Origin of the sequence: Acinetobacter sp. YH12227, from assembly GCF_013417785.1 — a bacterium.
GTDB classification, from domain to species: Bacteria; Pseudomonadota; Gammaproteobacteria; order Pseudomonadales; family Moraxellaceae; genus Acinetobacter; species Acinetobacter gandensis.
The window spans coordinates 1-15,780 of the sequence record NZ_VPDH01000002.1 but is presented as its reverse complement, the minus strand read 5'-3'; the positions used below and the strand labels follow the sequence as shown (position 1 = coordinate 15,780).

The following is a 15,780-nucleotide window of genomic DNA, read 5'->3' as shown; positions in this document are numbered from 1 at the left end:
AATCAATAAAATAAAAACCATAAAAATATCTTATACCCACATTTTTTCAAAAAATTAGACCTTAGCCTAACAGGTATGCAAAATGGCTTTTTTGATCGGTACAATCCGTATCAGTTTTAGGAATTTCACGAGAGTATAAGATGTCTTTAGATCGCATCCGTTTAGCGTCACTTCACGATAAAGTAATCAGTGCTAAACAAGCTGCTGAATTTATCAAAGATGGTATGACTGTAGGCATGAGTGGCTTTACCCGCGCAGGTGAAGCAAAAGCAGTGCCTTTAGCATTGGTTGAACAAGCGCATGCGAACCCGTTGAAAATCACTTTGATCACGGGTGCGTCTCTAGGCAATGACTTAGATAAAAAATTGACTGAAGCAGGTGTTCTTGCTCGTCGCTTACCGTTCCAAGTTGACAACACTTTACGTAAAGCCATTAACAAAGGCGAAGTGATGTTCATTGATCAGCATTTGTCTGAAACGGTTGAACAAATGCGTAACCTTCAGCTTAAAAAGCCTGATGTTGCGATTATTGAAGCTGTTGCTATCACTGAAGATGGCGGTATCATTCCCACAACTTCAGTAGGTAACTCTGCTAGCTTTGCTATTTTTGCTGAAAAAGTAATTGTAGAAATCAATACAAATCTAAGCCCTGCATTTGAAGGCTTACACGATATCTACATCCCGACATATCGTCCAACACGTCAAGCGATTCCATTGACTCATGTTGACGAACGTATTGGTACACATGCAATCAACATCGATCCTTCAAAAATTGTAGGTATCGTATTTAACAACGAATTGCATGACTCTCCATCTACAGTGACTGCACCTGATGATGAAACTCAAGGTATTGCAAACCACCTGATCGCTTTCTTTGAAAAAGAAGTTGAAGAAGGTCGTTTACCGAAAAACCTAGGTCCATTACAAGCAGGTATCGGTTCAATTGCAAACGCAGTATTGACTGGTCTTAAAGATTCTAACTTTGAAGACTTGATCATGTACTCTGAAGTACTTCAAGACTGTACATTTGAATTGATCGACGCAGGCAAAATGAAATTTGCTTCAGGTTCTTCTATTACGCTTTCTGCTAAATATGGCGAAAAAGTATTTAATAACCTTGAACAATACAAAGACAAACTTGTATTACGTCCACAAGAAATTTCGAACCATCCAGAACTTGTACGTCGTTTAGGTATTATCGGTATCAACACTGCACTTGAGTTTGATATCTACGGTAACGTGAACTCAACTCACGTTTGCGGTACAAAAATGATGAACGGTATTGGTGGTTCAGGTGACTTCGCACGTAATGCACACTTGGCAATCTTCGTGACTAAATCAATTGCGAAAGGCGGTGACATTTCATCTGTTGTTCCATTTGCTTCTCATATTGACCATGCTGAACACGATGTTGATATCCTTGTAACTGAACAAGGTCTTGCTGACTTACGTGGTCTTGCTCCACGTGAACGTGCTCGTGCTGTAATCGACAACTGTGCTCACCCAAGCTACCGTGATGCGTTGAACGATTACTTCGATCGCGCATGTGCAAAAGGCGGTCAAACACCTCATCTGCTTCGTGAAGCGCTTTCTTGGCACATCAACTTCGAAGAGAACGGTCACATGTTGGCAGCTCAACCTGAAGTTAAAACTGCTTAATTGACAGTTGTATAAAAGACGCTCTTCGGAGCGTTTTTTTTATGGCTTTTATTTTTCTATATAGCTTATCAAGGGCGCAAAACTCGATTAATCTAAATTGGTCAAAATAAATGCAAAACTATAATTATGTTTATTATTCGCCCCTATTTAGAATCCGATTTAGATGATGTCATTGCACTTTGGGAACTGTGCGGATTGACCCGTCCGTGGAATAACCCTGAAATAGATATCTTTCGTAAATTGGCGCAGCGCGATCAACTGTTTTTATTGGCGGTCAAAGATAACCAACTGATTGCAACCGTTATGGGTGGCTACGATGGTCATCGCGGATGGGTTAATTACTTGGCTGTACATCCTAATTTTCAACGTAATGGTGTTGCAACGGCATTAGTGCAACAACTAGAAAAACGTTTAATTGCATTAGGTTGCCCAAAACTACAACTGCTTATACGTAAAAATAATATTGATGTACAAAGCTTTTATGAACAATTGGGCTATGACGAAATTGACGTCATTTGTTTAGGCAAGCGCCTAATTCAAGATTGAAGCCGGTCTCATTTTGTTTAAACACACTTCCCTTGCATCACAAAATTGACCTGCAAATGTAATCGCTATGTTTGTAGAAATGGATGCATTTAACATTTTCATGATATGAGCCGAAGATCAAAAAGGGTTTGCATTCCTTGGCTTTAAAATTTAGGATTTGCCCCCATAACTCCCAAAGAACATTGAATAGAGATTTATCATGCGTGTAGATATTTGGTCTGACGTGGTTTGCCCATTTTGTTATATTGCCAAAAAACGCCTTGAATCCGCTGCTGAAGAAGCAGGCGTTGAGCTTGAAGTATTTTGGCATAGCTACCAATTAGATGCGGATGCCCCTGCTCGCTTACAGATTTCAAATACTGAGCGTTTAGCGCAAAAGTATGGACGTAGCATTGAAGAAGTCGAAGAAATGCAACGTAATATTGCTGCAATGGCAAAAGCTGAAGGCATTGAATTTAACTGGGAAAATGCAAATTCTGGTAACACATTTAATGCACATCGTTTAATTCATCTTGCACAAAGTAAAGGCTTGGGTAATGAAGCTAAAGAGGCTTTTTTCTATAGCTATATGACTCAAGGTTTAGCAATTGGTGAACGTGAAACTCTAGAAGATGTGGCTTCACGTATTGGTTTAAACCCAGTTGAAGTTGATGACTTACTTGATTCAGATGAATATGCTGATTTTGTCAAATACGATGAAGAAGTCGCGCGTGATCAGCTTAAAGTTACGGGTGTTCCGTTCTTTGTTTTTGAACAACGTATCGCTTTAGCTGGTGCACAGCCTAAAGAAGTTTTCTTACAAGTTTTAGAAAAAGCTGCTGAATTACCAGAACAGAAACCAACGCCAATTTGTTCTGATGACAGCTGTGAAACACCTGAAAAATAAGGCTTAAAATTTATTAGTATTAATAAATTGATGAGCAAAAAAAATCCCCAATTGGGGATTTTTTTTATATGCACTACTCGCCATCATTCAACCAAGAAGCTAATTTTTAAATTCACACGATATTCAGCAATCTTATTATCTTTCACCACGACTTTTTGTTCGTTAATCCATGCACCTTGTACATTTTTAACCGTCTCAGTGACCTTATTAATACCAGTTTGAATGGCATCTTCAAAGCTTTTTGTACTACTAGCATTGACTTCAACAACTTTAGCTACCGACATTTTAATAATCCTCATTGTTATGATTTTTGAACCTTCATCATAAGATCAAGTCATGCTAATTGGTTATTTTTTAAACACTAAAACATCAAAATATTACATGCCTTACACATGCAGCTTCATTTTTTGTCTTACAAACAAAAACGTTGCTTTACATGCGACAAATACTTATCTCACTAAGAGCAGGTTAGGCTAATCATTAATCTTTCATCAAGTTTTGGAGCGACACCATGACCATTGAAAATCAAAGCACGAACAATCCAACTCCGACAACAACCCCTTATTCCGCAACCACACCGCTCGATATACCGACCTCAACTACGGCTGAGGCTAAAAAATCACGCTTTTCACCAACAGTAAAAGGTGCGCTGGTTGGCGCGGTCGCAGGTAGTGTACTCCCCGTTTTTGGCACGTTCAGTGGTGCGATTATCGGTGGTATTGCAGGGAAAATTTATGAGAAAAAGTGTATTAAAAATTAAAAATTTTTAAGCACGTCCCTATTAGTTCTACGCGCTTGAATACGTATAAACAGGTTAGAGTAATAGCTCTAATCAATTGTTTTATATAATTTTATTTTATGCCGTTTGTCGTTTGTTGCCGATTCGATCATTTCTAGTTGATTATTTTTTGATATTATTTTCACGTAAATTAAAGATATCAATTTTCTCCCAAGTCTGACTTTGGTCAGACGAAATGATCGTTAGGAATACATTATGAACGCTCTTAAATGTGCTTTAGCTGTTGCTGTTTTAGCTCTATCTGCTAACGTTGCTGCGCAAATCGTTTATGTACCAGATTTTCCAGTTAAAAAAGCAGTAAGTACTGAAACTGCAAATGCTGAAACTAAAGCACCTGCAACTGAAGAAGCAACTCAAGGTGCAACAACTGCTGAAAAAGCTGCATAATATTTAGCAGAATTTTCATGCAATAAAAGCCGATTATTCAATGTAATCGGCTTTTTTATGCCTGAATTTTTTATTCATAAGATTGATCAGTTTTAATTAAAAATAACCAAAATTAAGATCAAACGTTTTGTTTAGAATTACCCAAAGTGAGGCCTTTTCACCAAGCTAGTAATGGCTTTAAAAGCAACATACACCATTTACTAGAATTTTTTTTGCTCAAAATGAGCATTATTTGTCATTACTTGAATTTTATTGCTAGAAGCTGACAATTATTTCCATGTTTTTTTTAATGAAATCCCTATAATCAAAAAATAATAATATTCTTAATTTTTTATTCATAAGCATTGCCCTATGCAAGAACTTCAAGCACTTATACAAGGAAAAATTTCAGCTCAGGCCATAGATATTGACCAGCTATTAGCTTTGGCTAAAAAATATAATGATCCCAATTCTTCAGAATATAAATTAGTGGATCTTGCCACCAATATTGTGTTGGCTAAATATTTAGAAAAAGCAAAAAAAGTCATTTAGGACGATATAAAATGGATGCACTCATAAAAGCGCAATTGATCAAAGAAATTCATGATCTGACTTACAAACTCGAGCATCGTTCATTGAGTTTGTATGAAACTGCGATTTCTAAAAAGCGCATACATGACATTTTTGCTTGCTGTGATGAACCCATTTTTCAAAAGCAAATACTTGAATATAAAGCTCTGACACAACCTGAAGTTGCAGCACAAACATTTGCCCTACAGACCCCTTTTGCACTCTCTTTCCGAGGCTATTTCTTAGAGCATGAAATGCTTGAAAATGCACTTTATGCGCAAGCAGACGCGGGCTGGGCTTTCATGCATGAAGAAAATCTAGGCTGGCAAATTTGGCTGATACCGGCACCCTCACGTACAGCATTAATCAGTGAATGGGGCGATTTCAGCAGATGCTATGACTGGTTGCTGGAACAGCAGCAAATCTATCGTTGTCTGGCCACGGATAACGAGATCAGTAGCCTTGCTGTACCGCTTCGAATTGATCAACAAACACTGAAGCATGATCGTCTAATTGAGCAACAAAATGAACTTGAATTAAGGTCTATGCAGCCCGCTATCCTTATAAAAGACGAAATTGAAACGCAGTACAATCTTGCTAATGAAACCTTAGCTCAAAAACAACAAGTACACGTTGCAAGAGAGAATCATCATATCGAAGAACAGACTGCCTTTGATAACTTAGCACTCACCCCATTAGCCCACACAACACAGACTTTCCCTGAGTTCATTCATATTGGTGCTTTACACGCGCAGCTAATCCCCCCTGTTCATGATGTTTTAAATACACAGCAAATTTTTGCGTTAGATGTATCATCACAAAATGAATTAGGGACATATATAGATTTCGTCTTGCATCTTTCTGAGTTCAATTCATGGGAAGCATGCCCCTGCTATATTGCGGAACAATTAGATAAACAGTCACAATTTATAAAATATCTCGTTCTTTTAGGGGCAGAGAACCAAATGGAAGCGATCCGTCTCGCATCGTTGTTTGCTGAGCAAAATAGTCACTACATAGCTTCTTTGAAAGTCATTTCGAATACAGAGTTGGATATTTTTATCGATCAAACCGAGCAGCTGTATCAGCATTATCAAAATGCAGAATTGCTATGGAACAAAGATCATTATTTTCCTTTTATTCCAGCGGCTTATATTCACACTCAAAAATTTCTGCATTTTGATGAAATGGACGCAGATTTTGAAACGCCTGTCTTACTGCTTCAAGAACGTAATAAAATTCGGCTTATCCATGGTGAAAAGCGCATGACTTTATCGCAGGTTGAACACGCTTATCCTTATTTGTTGCTAAACCGTCAACAAGGTATCAACTGGCAAACAATTCAGCATGTCATTCAACAATTAACGCCGCCCATCCAGGTCACACAGCTCTATACCGCATTAAAGGCGCATATTCAGGAATAATTGCAGTGGTTTTGTAGTTTAACTTGCTTTTTTTATACAAATTTTACAAAACTACAGAAGCAGATTCACTTAATAAGAGCCAAAACATATGCACAAAAAACAACAGCACTTTGTTAGGACTTTTTTACTGACAGTTTCTCTGGGTCTTACTTACCAAAGTATTTGGGCAAATGAATCAATCAGCACAGCGACGCTACCTGTGACGGATGCTGAATCTAAGGATAGTGCTGACACAGACAGCATAAATACACCGAAGAATTACGATTTACTCGACCAAATTCCACGTTGGATTGATGCCTCACCAACGTTCTTGCCAGGCCAATCTGATCACGCAATCGTACCGAATACAAACCAAACTGAAAATAATAGCTGGACAGATCGACAACAGAAAAAAGTCCGAAATTGGGCAGATCGAACGGCCGTTCGTATGGATAACTGGTTTGGTCAAAGTGAGCCTGATAAACCAGCCAATGCTACCCTTAGGGTGATTTTAGACAACAGTTGGAATAAGCACGATGAATACGAAATTAAGCCACGTATTCGCGGTAAAATTAAGCTTCCCACTTTAGAAAAAAAATTGAGTGTGGTCTTTGGTGATGACTCACTTGATAATGAATTAGAAAATAATACTGCAATTACCAATGAAAACCCTGCGGGGCGTAGTGATAAAAATTATGACAATAAGCAAACCCGTGAAGATAACAGTTCACTGGCTTTACGTTGGTCAGAAATTTCAGATCGACTACCCTTCGAAACTGACGCTGATCTAGGTTTACGTTCTGGTGATGATTTATATGTCCGCTTAAAAGCAGCTAAAAAATGGCAATTAGATAATGATTATAGTTTTCTAGCCGAACAAATTTATCGTTATGGTATTGATAGTGAAAATTATCTACGTACCAATCTTGAATTGACCCATACTCGCCCAGGTGAACCTTTCATTTCAAATCAGTTCAATCTGACCTATGCCGATACTCAGGATGATGATTTAAAATGGGACAATTTCAGTTATCGCCAACACCAGTTTTTTAAAGGCAATCGCTTCAACTACGGCCTGTATACAGGTGGATTTTATAATAATGATCAACTGCGTCTAAATAGCTGGGGACCTTACATATCGTGGCGCCAACCATTTTTGCGTGAATGGTTCTATATACAAGGTGATCTCAATTATTTAAATGACCATCGTGAAGACAAGAGTCACTACCTCGGTGCCCTAGTTCGTTTAGAAGCCTTGTTTTAATTGCCCCATAAAAAAGCCCATCACTTAGAGATGGGCTTGAATACACATTTAACTGCAACACATTAAATCGCCTTAATTACACTCACGCGATCATTACGCATAATACGCTGTTTCTTTTCAGCCACTTTTTCTACTTTCGGCATATTGTACTGAACACGATCATTACGAATGACACGACGGCTATCCACAAATGGATTGATGTCATAATGTGCGACATGTTTTGTCACTTGTACACGATCATTACGCATCATTTTTTTTACTGCTCTCAGCCAAAGCCGATTGCATCATAACGACAGATAACATTGATACGACAACGAGAGATACAAAAGTTTTCATCAAAAAAATTCCCAATATTTAATAATCGCTATTATAGATTGTTTTTATTTTTTTAATTTGTTTTTAGAATTAAAACTTGGACGTATTTATTTATCGTTTTCATCGAAAAATTTAATCTCGATAAAAAGAAAGCCTCCTATAGGAGGCTTTCTCATTTTGACTTGCTTATTTTAATAATAAGCTGTTAATGCGTTTAATATACTGTGCCGGATCTTCAGGTAAGCCGCCTTCAGCAATCAACGCTTGATCGAAGATCACATTTGCCAAATCATCAAATTGCGCTGAACCTTCTAATTTTTGTACCAATGGATGTGATGGATTAATTTCTAAAACAGGTTTTGATTCAGGTACCGCTTGGCCTGCTTGTTTCAGCATACGAACCAGTTGCGGTGACAACTCACCTTCAGCCACCACCAAACACGCAGGAGAGTCTACCAAACGTGTTGTTACACGGACTTCAGAGGTCTTATCTTTTAACGCATCCGAAAGTTTTTCAACAACAGGTTTAAACTGCTCAGCAGCTTGCTCAAGTGCTTTCTTCTCTTCAGCATCTTGTAGATCACCCAAATCAACTGCACCTTTCGATACGTTCTGTAATGGTGTGCCATCAAATTCAAAAACGAATTCCATTGCCCATTCATCAACACGTTCGGTCATGAGCAGTACGTCAATGCCCTTTTTCTTAAACAGTTCAAGTTGTGGTGAGTTTTTCGCAGCATTTAAACTATCAGCCGTCACATAGTAGATCGCCTTTTGGCCTTCTTTCATATTGGCTTTATAGTCTGCAAATGATGTTTTCACTTCATCATTATTCGACGACGCAAAGCGTAATAATTTTAGAATACGCTCACGATTCGCCATGTCTTCGCCTAAGCCTTCTTTCAAGACTGAACCAAACTCGGCGTAGAATTTTGCAAACTTCTCTTGGTCAGCAACATCTTCAGATTTCGCTAAACCATCTAGCACCGTTAAAATACGGCGTGCATTACCTTCACGAATCGTTTTCACGTCACGACTTTCTTGTAATAACTCACGACTCACGTTTAAAGGTAAATCTGCACTATCCACAACACCCTGCACAAAACGTAAATAATTCGGAATTAAATTATCCGCATCATCCATAATAAATACACGTTTCACATACAGCTTAATACCTGCTTTAGCTTCACGAGTGAAAATATTGCTTGGTGCGCGTGCAGGAATATACAGTAATTGCGTATATTCCGTACTTCCCTCTACACGGTTATGTGCCCATGCAAGTGGTGCTTCATAGTCATGACTTAGATTCTTATAGAATTCAGTATATTGTTCTTCACTGATTTCATTTTTATTACGCGTCCATAATGCACTTGCTGAGTTAATCGCTTCCCATTCATCTGTTAGTACATATTGACCCGGTTTTGCTTCTTCGCCTTCGGCAGCTTCCTCTTGTTGCCAAACTTCTTTCTGCATTTCAATTGGCAAACTAATATGATCAGAATATTTATTAATGATCTGCTTTACTTTGTTACGATCTAAATAATCCAAAGCATCTTCACGTAAATGCAAAATGATGTCGGTTCCACGTGAAGCCTTATCAATTGGTTCTACATCAAACTCACCTGTACCATTACTAACCCAACGTACCCCTTCAGCGGCACTAACCCCAGCACGACGTGATTCCACCGTAATCTTTTCAGCAACAATAAAGCCCGAATAGAAACCCACACCAAATTGGCCAATTAATTGTGCATCTGATTTCTGATCACCCGTCAGCTTCGACATAAAGTCTTTAGTGCCTGACTTGGCAATCGTTCCCAAATGATCAATCGCTTCTTGTTGTGTCATACCAATACCATTATCAGAAATGGTAATCGTCTTCTGCTCTTTATTTAAATGAATGCGGACATGTAAATCTGGATCATTTTCATAATATTCAGGGTGGTTAATGCCTTCAAAACGTAATTTATCACAGGCATCAGATGCATTTGATACCAACTCGCGAAGGAAAATTTCAGGGTTTGAATATAAAGAATGTGTTACTAAATGCAGTAACTGAGCCACTTCCGCTTGGAAGCTATGTTTTTGAGATTGTTGTTCGCTCATCAGTCTCTCCGTTCATACTGAGTAAAATTATTAACTGCCTATATGAATGGAGTGACTTGATTTTTTTTCAATGGGGTTGAAAGATTTTTTTATATTGAAATTCAAATGAATTTAAAAAGGCCCCTGTTTATACACTCGATTCATATATAGATCGAGCTTTTGTTGACGCATTTTATAAACATCCGTTAAGCAACTCAGGTTGTCTCGACATTGATCGCGCAATTGTATCCATTTGATCTGCTGATCTTGAATGGCACCGCGCGTCCCCATTGGCACCAAATGACGGATAATATTATAGGTGGTTGCCATTTTGACATCCGCATCATTAATCACACGATGTTCACAAATCGCATGTTCAGTTATAGTTTTTGCTTTAGCACAATCAAAACTTGCTGCCTGTGCAGGAAACACAAGATAAGCAGAACTCAGTAGTATTCCCCATTGAATCATCCGTTTCATTTTATTCATCCTAAGTTCTAAAGTTTAAAAATTATTGATTATTCATTGCAATCTCACAAATCTACTTTAGTTGAGTATTCCCAATCAGCTCAATTATATTTTGTGTTTACATGTTTTTTTTTACAAAAAAACCCTGCTTTAAAGCAGGGTTTTAAGCACAAACTAAAAATTAGAATTTGTAGCTATAACCCAAAGTGTAAATCACTGGATCAATATCAAGATCAAATTTTTCAACTCCTAATGCTGCAGCGGTATCAGCATTTAGAGTTACCTCTGGGCTTAACTGAGCATAACGAGCATCAAAGAATATACCCCAATTTTTTGCATCTGCTGGCTGGTAGTTGAAGCCTACTTGACCTGCAAAACCAAAGTCTTCTTTCACATCTTTAGCAATACCTGACTCATCCCAAGCAATAAATGCTGTGCCACCTACACCAATATATGGCGTAAAGCGAGTTGAGTTTTTAAAGTGATATTTAGCAGTCAATGTTGGTGGCAAGTGTTTAATACTTACAGCTTCTCCACCATTCACAAGTACATCATGTTTGATTGGAGCAGCAAGAAGTAATTCGGTAGAAATATTGTCATTAAAGAAATATTCAACAGATGGTGTAAATGCTAATTCATTATCAGCTTCAACTTTTAAATCACCTAATGAAACTGATTCAGTCGGAGCTAATGCTGATGCACCAACTTTAACTTGCCACTCACCTGCCATTGCAGATGCTGAAAGACCCATTAATGCAATTAGAGCAACTTGCTTTAACATTTTGAATACCCCATGGGAAGAATAATTATCAAGAAAAATAAACCTTAATTAATAATAAACATGGCTTAAATTAATATGCAATAGAGGTTTTAAAACTAATTTTTATTTATTATTTAAGTATATGTAATTATTATACATTTATTTTAAATCAACCATATTGGTTGGTTTTAAATACCCAGTAAATTAATCAGATTAAAATAATAATATTCAGAGTAAAATAATCAGGTTTATATTAATTTTTTATTTAAATATATATTTTAAATACATCTTATAATTTATTTTAAATCTAGGCAAATCTGCTCCGATTTATATCAGAGCAGATTAAAAAGAACTTACAGAACCATGGCTGCAATCCAGCCAAAAATGATAAGCGGAATATTAAAATGAATGAAGGTTGGAACCACACTGTCCTTCATATGGTCATGCTGGCCATCCATATTCAGACCGGATGTTGGGCCTAAAGTTGAATCTGATGCTGGAGAACCGGCATCGCCCAAAGCAGCCGCAGTCCCGATGATCGCAATAGTTGCTGCAGGACTAAAACCAAATTGAATGCAGAGCGGTACATAAATAATCGCCAGAATCGGAATGGTAGAGAAGGATGAACCGATACCCAGAGTAATCAGCAGACCAATCAACAACATTAAAAAGGCTGCAAGTGCCTGGCTATTACCAATCCAGTCAACCGACGCTTCAACCAGCGCAGGAACCTGTCCTGTTGCCTCAATCACGGCAGCAAAACCTTGCGCGGCAATCATGATAAAGCCAACCAGAGCCATCATACGCATACCGGTGATGATCACATCATCTGCTTCTTTCCATTTAAAGATTCCGGCACAACTCAAGATTGCGACACCGACCAGACCGGCAAGAATCATCGAATCTGAATAGAGCTGTACCACAAGAGTTGCAATCACCGCGATCGCTGCCATCCAGATGGTCAGTTTGGCAATTTGTGGTTTCGCTGATTTTTGTTCTACACCCAGTTCAGCAGAGATACTTTGCTGCTGTTCCACATGGATATCTTTATAAAGACGTGGCTTACGGTAGCTGATAAACATGGCTACCAGCAAACCCACGAACATACCTGAGACCGGAATTGCCATCGCAGCGGGAATCTGGTCATAAGTAATCTCAAAGCCATAAGGTTTACCAAAGGTATTGATGTTATGGCCCAGAATATCATTCAGGAAGATGGCACCAAAACCGACTGGAACCAGCATATATGTTCCCACCAGACCAAAGGTCAGCAGACAGGCCACCAAACGGCGATCCAGCTTCAGATGGTTAAATACCAGCAATAACGGTGGAATCAGAACCGGAATAAAGGCGATGTGCACTGGAATCACGTTTTGCGAGAAAACGGCAGCCAATGCGACTGTACAGAAGATCAGATATTTAACCTTGCTCTGTGCCTTTTCTGATGCCTCACCTTTTAAGGTAGTGATCATTTTATAGGCCAGCAAGTCAGGCAAACCGGAACGTGCCAAGGCCAAAGCAAAGGCACCCAAGATGCCATAAGCCAAGGCAATTTTAGCGCCACCGCCCAGACCATTGTTAAATGCGTCTAAAGTTCCCTGGAGGCCAAGACCTGCCAGCAAACCACCCGTAACAGCACCAATGACCAGGGCAAAAACCACAGGTACACGTGCCAATGAGAGTCCAAACATGACTCCAATAGCAGCAAGAATTGCGAACATAATGAATTGGGAATGAGAGAAAACGGCTATTTTATCAGAAAATCCGGATAAAAATTCTTCCACTTATCCCTTGCCGAGTCACGTTCCCAATCTCCGTATTAAGTGGTCGCTGTTAATTTCTGCTGAATAAAATTATGGATTAGATGAGCCACCTGTTCCGGCTGGCTCAAAATCGCCCAGTGATTGGCATTTAATTCTACCCGGGAAAAATCTTTTACCCATTTTGGCATTTCATCAATCAGATCTGGGCCAACAAACTGGTCCTTCTTGAGCACAATTGCCTGTACCGGACAGACTGCAAAACGCTGTCTAGGTCGAGATAAACGCGGTAAAAAGTTCGCCCGATACAGATTAACGCCATATTTTCCGTCTTTGACAATATTCTGGTTTAGCGGCAGATTTTCCTGCTGTTCCAGCTGACTGATCATTTTGCCCCAACGTTCTGCATTAAAGAAATTCCATGCGGTAGGCGCTATAAAAGGCAACTGGAATACCGCGATATACCAGGACCTGGTCATCTGTTTAAAGAACTTGGTCTTATGCTGTTTAAACTGTTCACGCATCCAGAAAGCCGCATGATCCAGACATGGACCAGAAATAGTTGAATAAGACAAAATACGTGAGCGAAATTTTGGCTCAGTCACCGATTCCCAAGATTGGATAGAACCCCAATCATGCGCAGCCAAATGAAAACAACGTTCACCTAATACAGCGTGAGTGACGCTATCCAAATCAAGTGATAATTGCTCCAAACGATAATCTCGAATGTTTCGAGGCACGGAAGATTGCCCTGCGCCACGCACATCATAGCTAATGACATAAAAATCATGAATCAGATGCTGAATCACAGGCTCCCACACTTCCTGATTGTCCGGATAGCCATGAACCAGGACGAGTGCAGGGTTAGCCTCATTGCCCCATAACTTTACAAAAAGCCGCTGTTGATCGGTCGTATTGACCCACTGAGTTTGTACTTGCATTTTTGTTGTCCTTTTATTGTGACTTTCGCATTGACGTTTTATTTAGGATTGCGGGCAATGTGATCAATGCCACATTTTTAAAACTCATTTAGTATGATGAGCTCAACATAAAAAGAAATTGACCGCTATGAGCATAATCCAGAAAATAATGACAATGCCAATTGTCTCTAAATTTTTATTGAATCATTATGCCCCATATAAAGGTGCAGGGATTTCGATTGATAAAATTGACCTAGCAAATCATCATATCCGCGTCAAAATGCCACTAACACGAAAAAACCAAAATATCGTTGGTGTCCATTTTGGTGGCAGCCTATATTCGATGGTCGACCCATTTTATATGCTCTTGCTTATGCATCATTTAGGTTCTCGTTATATTGTTTGGGACAAAGCTGCAACTATTCAGTTTTTATCACCTGGTCGCGGTATGGTTTATGCCGATATTCAACTTGATCCAAATGAAGTCTCACACATAAAAAACTTGGCGGAAAATCATGCTCCGGTTCTACGAAATTACACCTTAAATATTTTTGATGAGGCTGGCGTGCGTATTGCTGAAGTGCAAAAAACATTATATATCCGTCGTAAACAGCCACGGCCGCGCAAATAAAAAGGCGCTTAATCCATAAGCGCCTTTTTTTAAAATAATAACGTTGAATTAACGGTTTTGTTCAATCGCAGCACCTGCACCGCCACCGATTGCGCCACCAATTGCAGCACCGGTATTACCACCAAAAATGCTTTTACCGACAGCTGAACCAATCGCACCACCTACGCCACTATAGGTTGCATTTCGGTTTGAACCATTTTGGGTTTTACTTCCCACGGCAGCACCTGCACCACCACCAATCGCCGCGCCTGTACCACCACCAACATTGTTACCAACGCCACCACCAATAGCACCACCAAGTGCTGCTGCACCAATACGCTGTTCATTTGGGCTCATGCTCTCACAACCAGCAAGCATCATGGTCGACATAGTCGCTACTGCAAATACGCTCATTAGTTTTTTCATTGCGATGATCCTTGTCTTCTTTAATTCACTTCAGTCTAATTTCATTGTATGAAACAATTCCAAAGAGCTTGTTAAGTCTCTAGACATAAATGCTGCATTTTGTAAAATGCGTACAGATATTCTAGCTTAGAAACTATTCAGCACTTTCTGGATTTTCATCTACAATCAACAAATCTTTGGTTGTTTCGCCATTTTCAGTCAAAACTGCATGTGAAATTTTAGCTTTGGTTTCAGGCTGGGTTGCTTGCTCCAATTGAAGCGTACGTTTAATAGGCGCTTGGCCTTTTTTAAACTCCACGCCTTCAGCATCAATATTGGTCGTTTGGCGAATCACTTGCCCTTCTTGCTTCACTGTTGTTTTGGTTTCAATTTTAGAGGTTGGCACAATGACACCACCACGTTGTACCACAGGAATCGACAATTGCTTTTCGGAAAACTCGCCTTGGTGATCTGAAAGCTCTATTTCACGTGCCACAATGTCTTGGCCTTTATTGCTCATTTCCAATACGGTAGCAGTCACCTGACGCACAGGCTCTTGCCCAGCAACACGACGAATAACCTCTGTTTTTAGTACCGGCACAATTGCTTTATCCTGCACAACAATTGAATTGGGCATCGGTGCAGCAATCGCTGCAAAAGACGTGAACAAAGCAGAAACAGCTAAAAATTTATAGGTTAGTTTCATTTAAAGACCCCATATTGTTTAAGTTTAAATATCAATAAATTTGTTATGTACTTTTTTACTATAGGAAATTAAACGATATTAGGAAAGCTTTAATTTTCAAATAATCAGCATAAAAAAAGCCACCCGAAGGTGTAATGCCAGTCAGTTAAGCAAAAAAAGTTAAAATGCTGTAAAAAGAGCGTATGTAAATACGCTCTTTTTTTATGAATTTATCTCAGAATCTAGATTTAACATTAAAACAAACCCTACCTTCACTTTC

Annotated in this window: 18 protein-coding genes; 9 read left to right on the top strand and 9 right to left on the bottom strand. The window is 39.0% G+C overall.

The window, feature by feature from the left end:
* Positions 1 to 140: 140 nt before the first annotated feature.
* From FTV09_RS00565 to FTV09_RS00555, 3 genes are all read left to right on the top strand, one after another.
* Positions 141 to 1,658, top strand: a complete 1,518-nt coding sequence (locus tag FTV09_RS00565; protein ID WP_067761300.1) for an acetyl-CoA hydrolase/transferase family protein — start codon at positions 141 to 143, stop codon at positions 1,656 to 1,658.
* Positions 1,659 to 1,784: 126 nt separating this feature from the next.
* Positions 1,785 to 2,204 (top strand): GNAT family acetyltransferase, encoded by a 420-nt coding sequence (locus FTV09_RS00560; protein ID WP_180056249.1) that lies wholly within the window; start codon positions 1,785 to 1,787, stop codon positions 2,202 to 2,204.
* A gap of 199 nt (positions 2,205 to 2,403) precedes the next feature.
* Positions 2,404 to 3,090, top strand: coding sequence for a DsbA family oxidoreductase (locus FTV09_RS00555; protein ID WP_067761306.1), 687 nt, complete (start codon positions 2,404 to 2,406; stop codon positions 3,088 to 3,090).
* Positions 3,091 to 3,173: 83 nt separating this feature from the next.
* Here the strand turns inward: FTV09_RS00555 and FTV09_RS00550 are convergent, their stop codons facing one another.
* The gene (locus tag FTV09_RS00550) at positions 3,174 to 3,374 is read right to left on the bottom strand and encodes a dodecin family protein (protein WP_067761311.1); all 201 of its coding nucleotides are present in this window, start codon (positions 3,372 to 3,374) and stop codon (positions 3,174 to 3,176) included.
* 227 nt (positions 3,375 to 3,601) lie between these two features.
* Between FTV09_RS00550 and FTV09_RS17965 the strand changes: the two genes are divergently transcribed.
* The 5 genes from FTV09_RS17965 (at position 3,602) to FTV09_RS00525 (ending at position 7,492) form a co-directional block, all read left to right on the top strand.
* Entirely contained in the window at positions 3,602 to 3,850 is a 249-nt protein-coding gene (locus FTV09_RS17965) for a hypothetical protein (RefSeq protein ID WP_067761314.1), read from the top strand.
* Positions 3,851 to 4,084: 234 nt separating this feature from the next.
* Entirely contained in the window at positions 4,085 to 4,276 is a 192-nt protein-coding gene (locus FTV09_RS00540; protein ID WP_067761317.1) for a hypothetical protein, read from the top strand.
* A 351-nt stretch (positions 4,277 to 4,627) separates the two neighbouring features.
* Complete coding sequence (locus tag FTV09_RS00535; RefSeq protein WP_067761320.1) at positions 4,628 to 4,807, top strand: hypothetical protein; 180 nt, start codon at positions 4,628 to 4,630, stop codon at positions 4,805 to 4,807.
* A gap of 11 nt (positions 4,808 to 4,818) precedes the next feature.
* Positions 4,819 to 6,249, top strand: a complete 1,431-nt coding sequence (locus FTV09_RS00530) for a hypothetical protein (RefSeq protein ID WP_180056248.1) — start codon at positions 4,819 to 4,821, stop codon at positions 6,247 to 6,249.
* 88 nt (positions 6,250 to 6,337) lie between these two features.
* Positions 6,338 to 7,492: a hypothetical protein gene (locus FTV09_RS00525; RefSeq protein WP_180056247.1), complete on the top strand. Its 1,155-nt coding sequence runs from the start codon at positions 6,338 to 6,340 to the stop codon at positions 7,490 to 7,492.
* Between the two features lie 62 nt (positions 7,493 to 7,554).
* On the opposite strand, the gene FTV09_RS00520 is transcribed toward FTV09_RS00525, so the two are convergent.
* The 6 genes from FTV09_RS00520 to FTV09_RS00495 all read right to left on the bottom strand — a co-directional run bounded on the left by FTV09_RS00520 (position 7,555) and on the right by FTV09_RS00495 (position 13,821).
* Positions 7,555 to 7,743, bottom strand: a complete 189-nt coding sequence (locus FTV09_RS00520) for a hypothetical protein (protein ID WP_067761329.1) — start codon at positions 7,741 to 7,743, stop codon at positions 7,555 to 7,557.
* A 250-nt stretch (positions 7,744 to 7,993) separates the two neighbouring features.
* Positions 7,994 to 9,913 carry a molecular chaperone HtpG gene (gene htpG, locus FTV09_RS00515; RefSeq protein ID WP_180056246.1) on the bottom strand — a complete coding sequence of 640 codons (1,920 nt, stop codon included), beginning with the start codon at positions 9,911 to 9,913 and terminating at the stop codon, positions 7,994 to 7,996.
* Positions 9,914 to 10,024: 111 nt separating this feature from the next.
* Positions 10,025 to 10,372 (bottom strand): lysozyme inhibitor LprI family protein, encoded by a 348-nt coding sequence (locus tag FTV09_RS00510; RefSeq protein WP_180056245.1) that lies wholly within the window; start codon positions 10,370 to 10,372, stop codon positions 10,025 to 10,027.
* Between the two features lie 169 nt (positions 10,373 to 10,541).
* On the bottom strand, positions 10,542 to 11,141 hold the full coding sequence (locus FTV09_RS00505) for an OmpW family protein (RefSeq protein WP_180056244.1): 600 nt from the start codon (positions 11,139 to 11,141) through the stop codon (positions 10,542 to 10,544).
* Between the two features lie 332 nt (positions 11,142 to 11,473).
* A complete protein-coding gene (locus FTV09_RS00500; protein WP_180056293.1) occupies positions 11,474 to 12,841 on the bottom strand; it encodes a Na+/H+ antiporter family protein in 1,368 nt (455 codons plus the stop codon).
* A gap of 98 nt (positions 12,842 to 12,939) precedes the next feature.
* Complete coding sequence (locus FTV09_RS00495) at positions 12,940 to 13,821, bottom strand: alpha/beta fold hydrolase (protein ID WP_067761336.1); 882 nt, start codon at positions 13,819 to 13,821, stop codon at positions 12,940 to 12,942.
* A gap of 127 nt (positions 13,822 to 13,948) precedes the next feature.
* Between FTV09_RS00495 and FTV09_RS00490 the strand changes: the two genes are divergently transcribed.
* Positions 13,949 to 14,431, top strand: a complete 483-nt coding sequence (locus tag FTV09_RS00490; RefSeq protein ID WP_067761339.1) for a DUF4442 domain-containing protein — start codon at positions 13,949 to 13,951, stop codon at positions 14,429 to 14,431.
* A 48-nt stretch (positions 14,432 to 14,479) separates the two neighbouring features.
* On the opposite strand, the gene FTV09_RS00485 is transcribed toward FTV09_RS00490, so the two are convergent.
* Together FTV09_RS00485 and FTV09_RS00480 are read right to left on the bottom strand one after the other, a co-directional pair.
* Positions 14,480 to 14,836 (bottom strand): DNA transfer protein p32, encoded by a 357-nt coding sequence (locus FTV09_RS00485; protein ID WP_180056243.1) that lies wholly within the window; start codon positions 14,834 to 14,836, stop codon positions 14,480 to 14,482.
* 133 nt (positions 14,837 to 14,969) lie between these two features.
* Positions 14,970 to 15,521 carry a hypothetical protein gene (locus FTV09_RS00480; RefSeq protein ID WP_180056242.1) on the bottom strand — a complete coding sequence of 184 codons (552 nt, stop codon included), beginning with the start codon at positions 15,519 to 15,521 and terminating at the stop codon, positions 14,970 to 14,972.
* Between the last annotated feature and the right edge of the window lie 259 nt (positions 15,522 to 15,780).

Bases quoted from the DNA above. Each gene is read 5' to 3' on its own strand.
- FTV09_RS00525 (WP_180056247.1), top strand. From the start codon at position 6,338: ATGCACAAAAAACAACAGCACTTTGTTAGGACTTTTTTACTGACAGTT.
- FTV09_RS00535 (WP_067761320.1), top strand. From the start codon at position 4,628: ATGCAAGAACTTCAAGCACTTATACAAGGAAAAATTTCAGCTCAGGCC.
- htpG (WP_180056246.1), bottom strand. From the start codon at position 9,913: ATGAGCGAACAACAATCTCAAAAACATAGCTTCCAAGCGGAAGTGGCT.
- FTV09_RS00520 (WP_067761329.1), bottom strand. From the start codon at position 7,743: ATGATGCGTAATGATCGTGTACAAGTGACAAAACATGTCGCACATTAT.
- FTV09_RS00500 (WP_180056293.1), bottom strand. From the start codon at position 12,841: ATGTTCGCAATTCTTGCTGCTATTGGAGTCATGTTTGGACTCTCATTG.
- FTV09_RS00490 (WP_067761339.1), top strand. From the start codon at position 13,949: ATGAGCATAATCCAGAAAATAATGACAATGCCAATTGTCTCTAAATTT.
- FTV09_RS00510 (WP_180056245.1), bottom strand. From the start codon at position 10,372: ATGAAACGGATGATTCAATGGGGAATACTACTGAGTTCTGCTTATCTT.
- FTV09_RS00565 (WP_067761300.1), top strand. From the start codon at position 141: ATGTCTTTAGATCGCATCCGTTTAGCGTCACTTCACGATAAAGTAATC.
- FTV09_RS00560 (WP_180056249.1), top strand. From the start codon at position 1,785: ATGTTTATTATTCGCCCCTATTTAGAATCCGATTTAGATGATGTCATT.
- FTV09_RS00555 (WP_067761306.1), top strand. From the start codon at position 2,404: ATGCGTGTAGATATTTGGTCTGACGTGGTTTGCCCATTTTGTTATATT.
- FTV09_RS00495 (WP_067761336.1), bottom strand. From the start codon at position 13,821: ATGCAAGTACAAACTCAGTGGGTCAATACGACCGATCAACAGCGGCTT.
- FTV09_RS00505 (WP_180056244.1), bottom strand. From the start codon at position 11,141: ATGTTAAAGCAAGTTGCTCTAATTGCATTAATGGGTCTTTCAGCATCT.
- FTV09_RS00550 (WP_067761311.1), bottom strand. From the start codon at position 3,374: ATGTCGGTAGCTAAAGTTGTTGAAGTCAATGCTAGTAGTACAAAAAGC.
- FTV09_RS00480 (WP_180056242.1), bottom strand. From the start codon at position 15,521: ATGAAACTAACCTATAAATTTTTAGCTGTTTCTGCTTTGTTCACGTCT.
- FTV09_RS00485 (WP_180056243.1), bottom strand. From the start codon at position 14,836: ATGAAAAAACTAATGAGCGTATTTGCAGTAGCGACTATGTCGACCATG.
- FTV09_RS17965 (WP_067761314.1), top strand. From the start codon at position 3,602: ATGACCATTGAAAATCAAAGCACGAACAATCCAACTCCGACAACAACC.
- FTV09_RS00540 (WP_067761317.1), top strand. From the start codon at position 4,085: ATGAACGCTCTTAAATGTGCTTTAGCTGTTGCTGTTTTAGCTCTATCT.
- FTV09_RS00530 (WP_180056248.1), top strand. From the start codon at position 4,819: ATGGATGCACTCATAAAAGCGCAATTGATCAAAGAAATTCATGATCTG.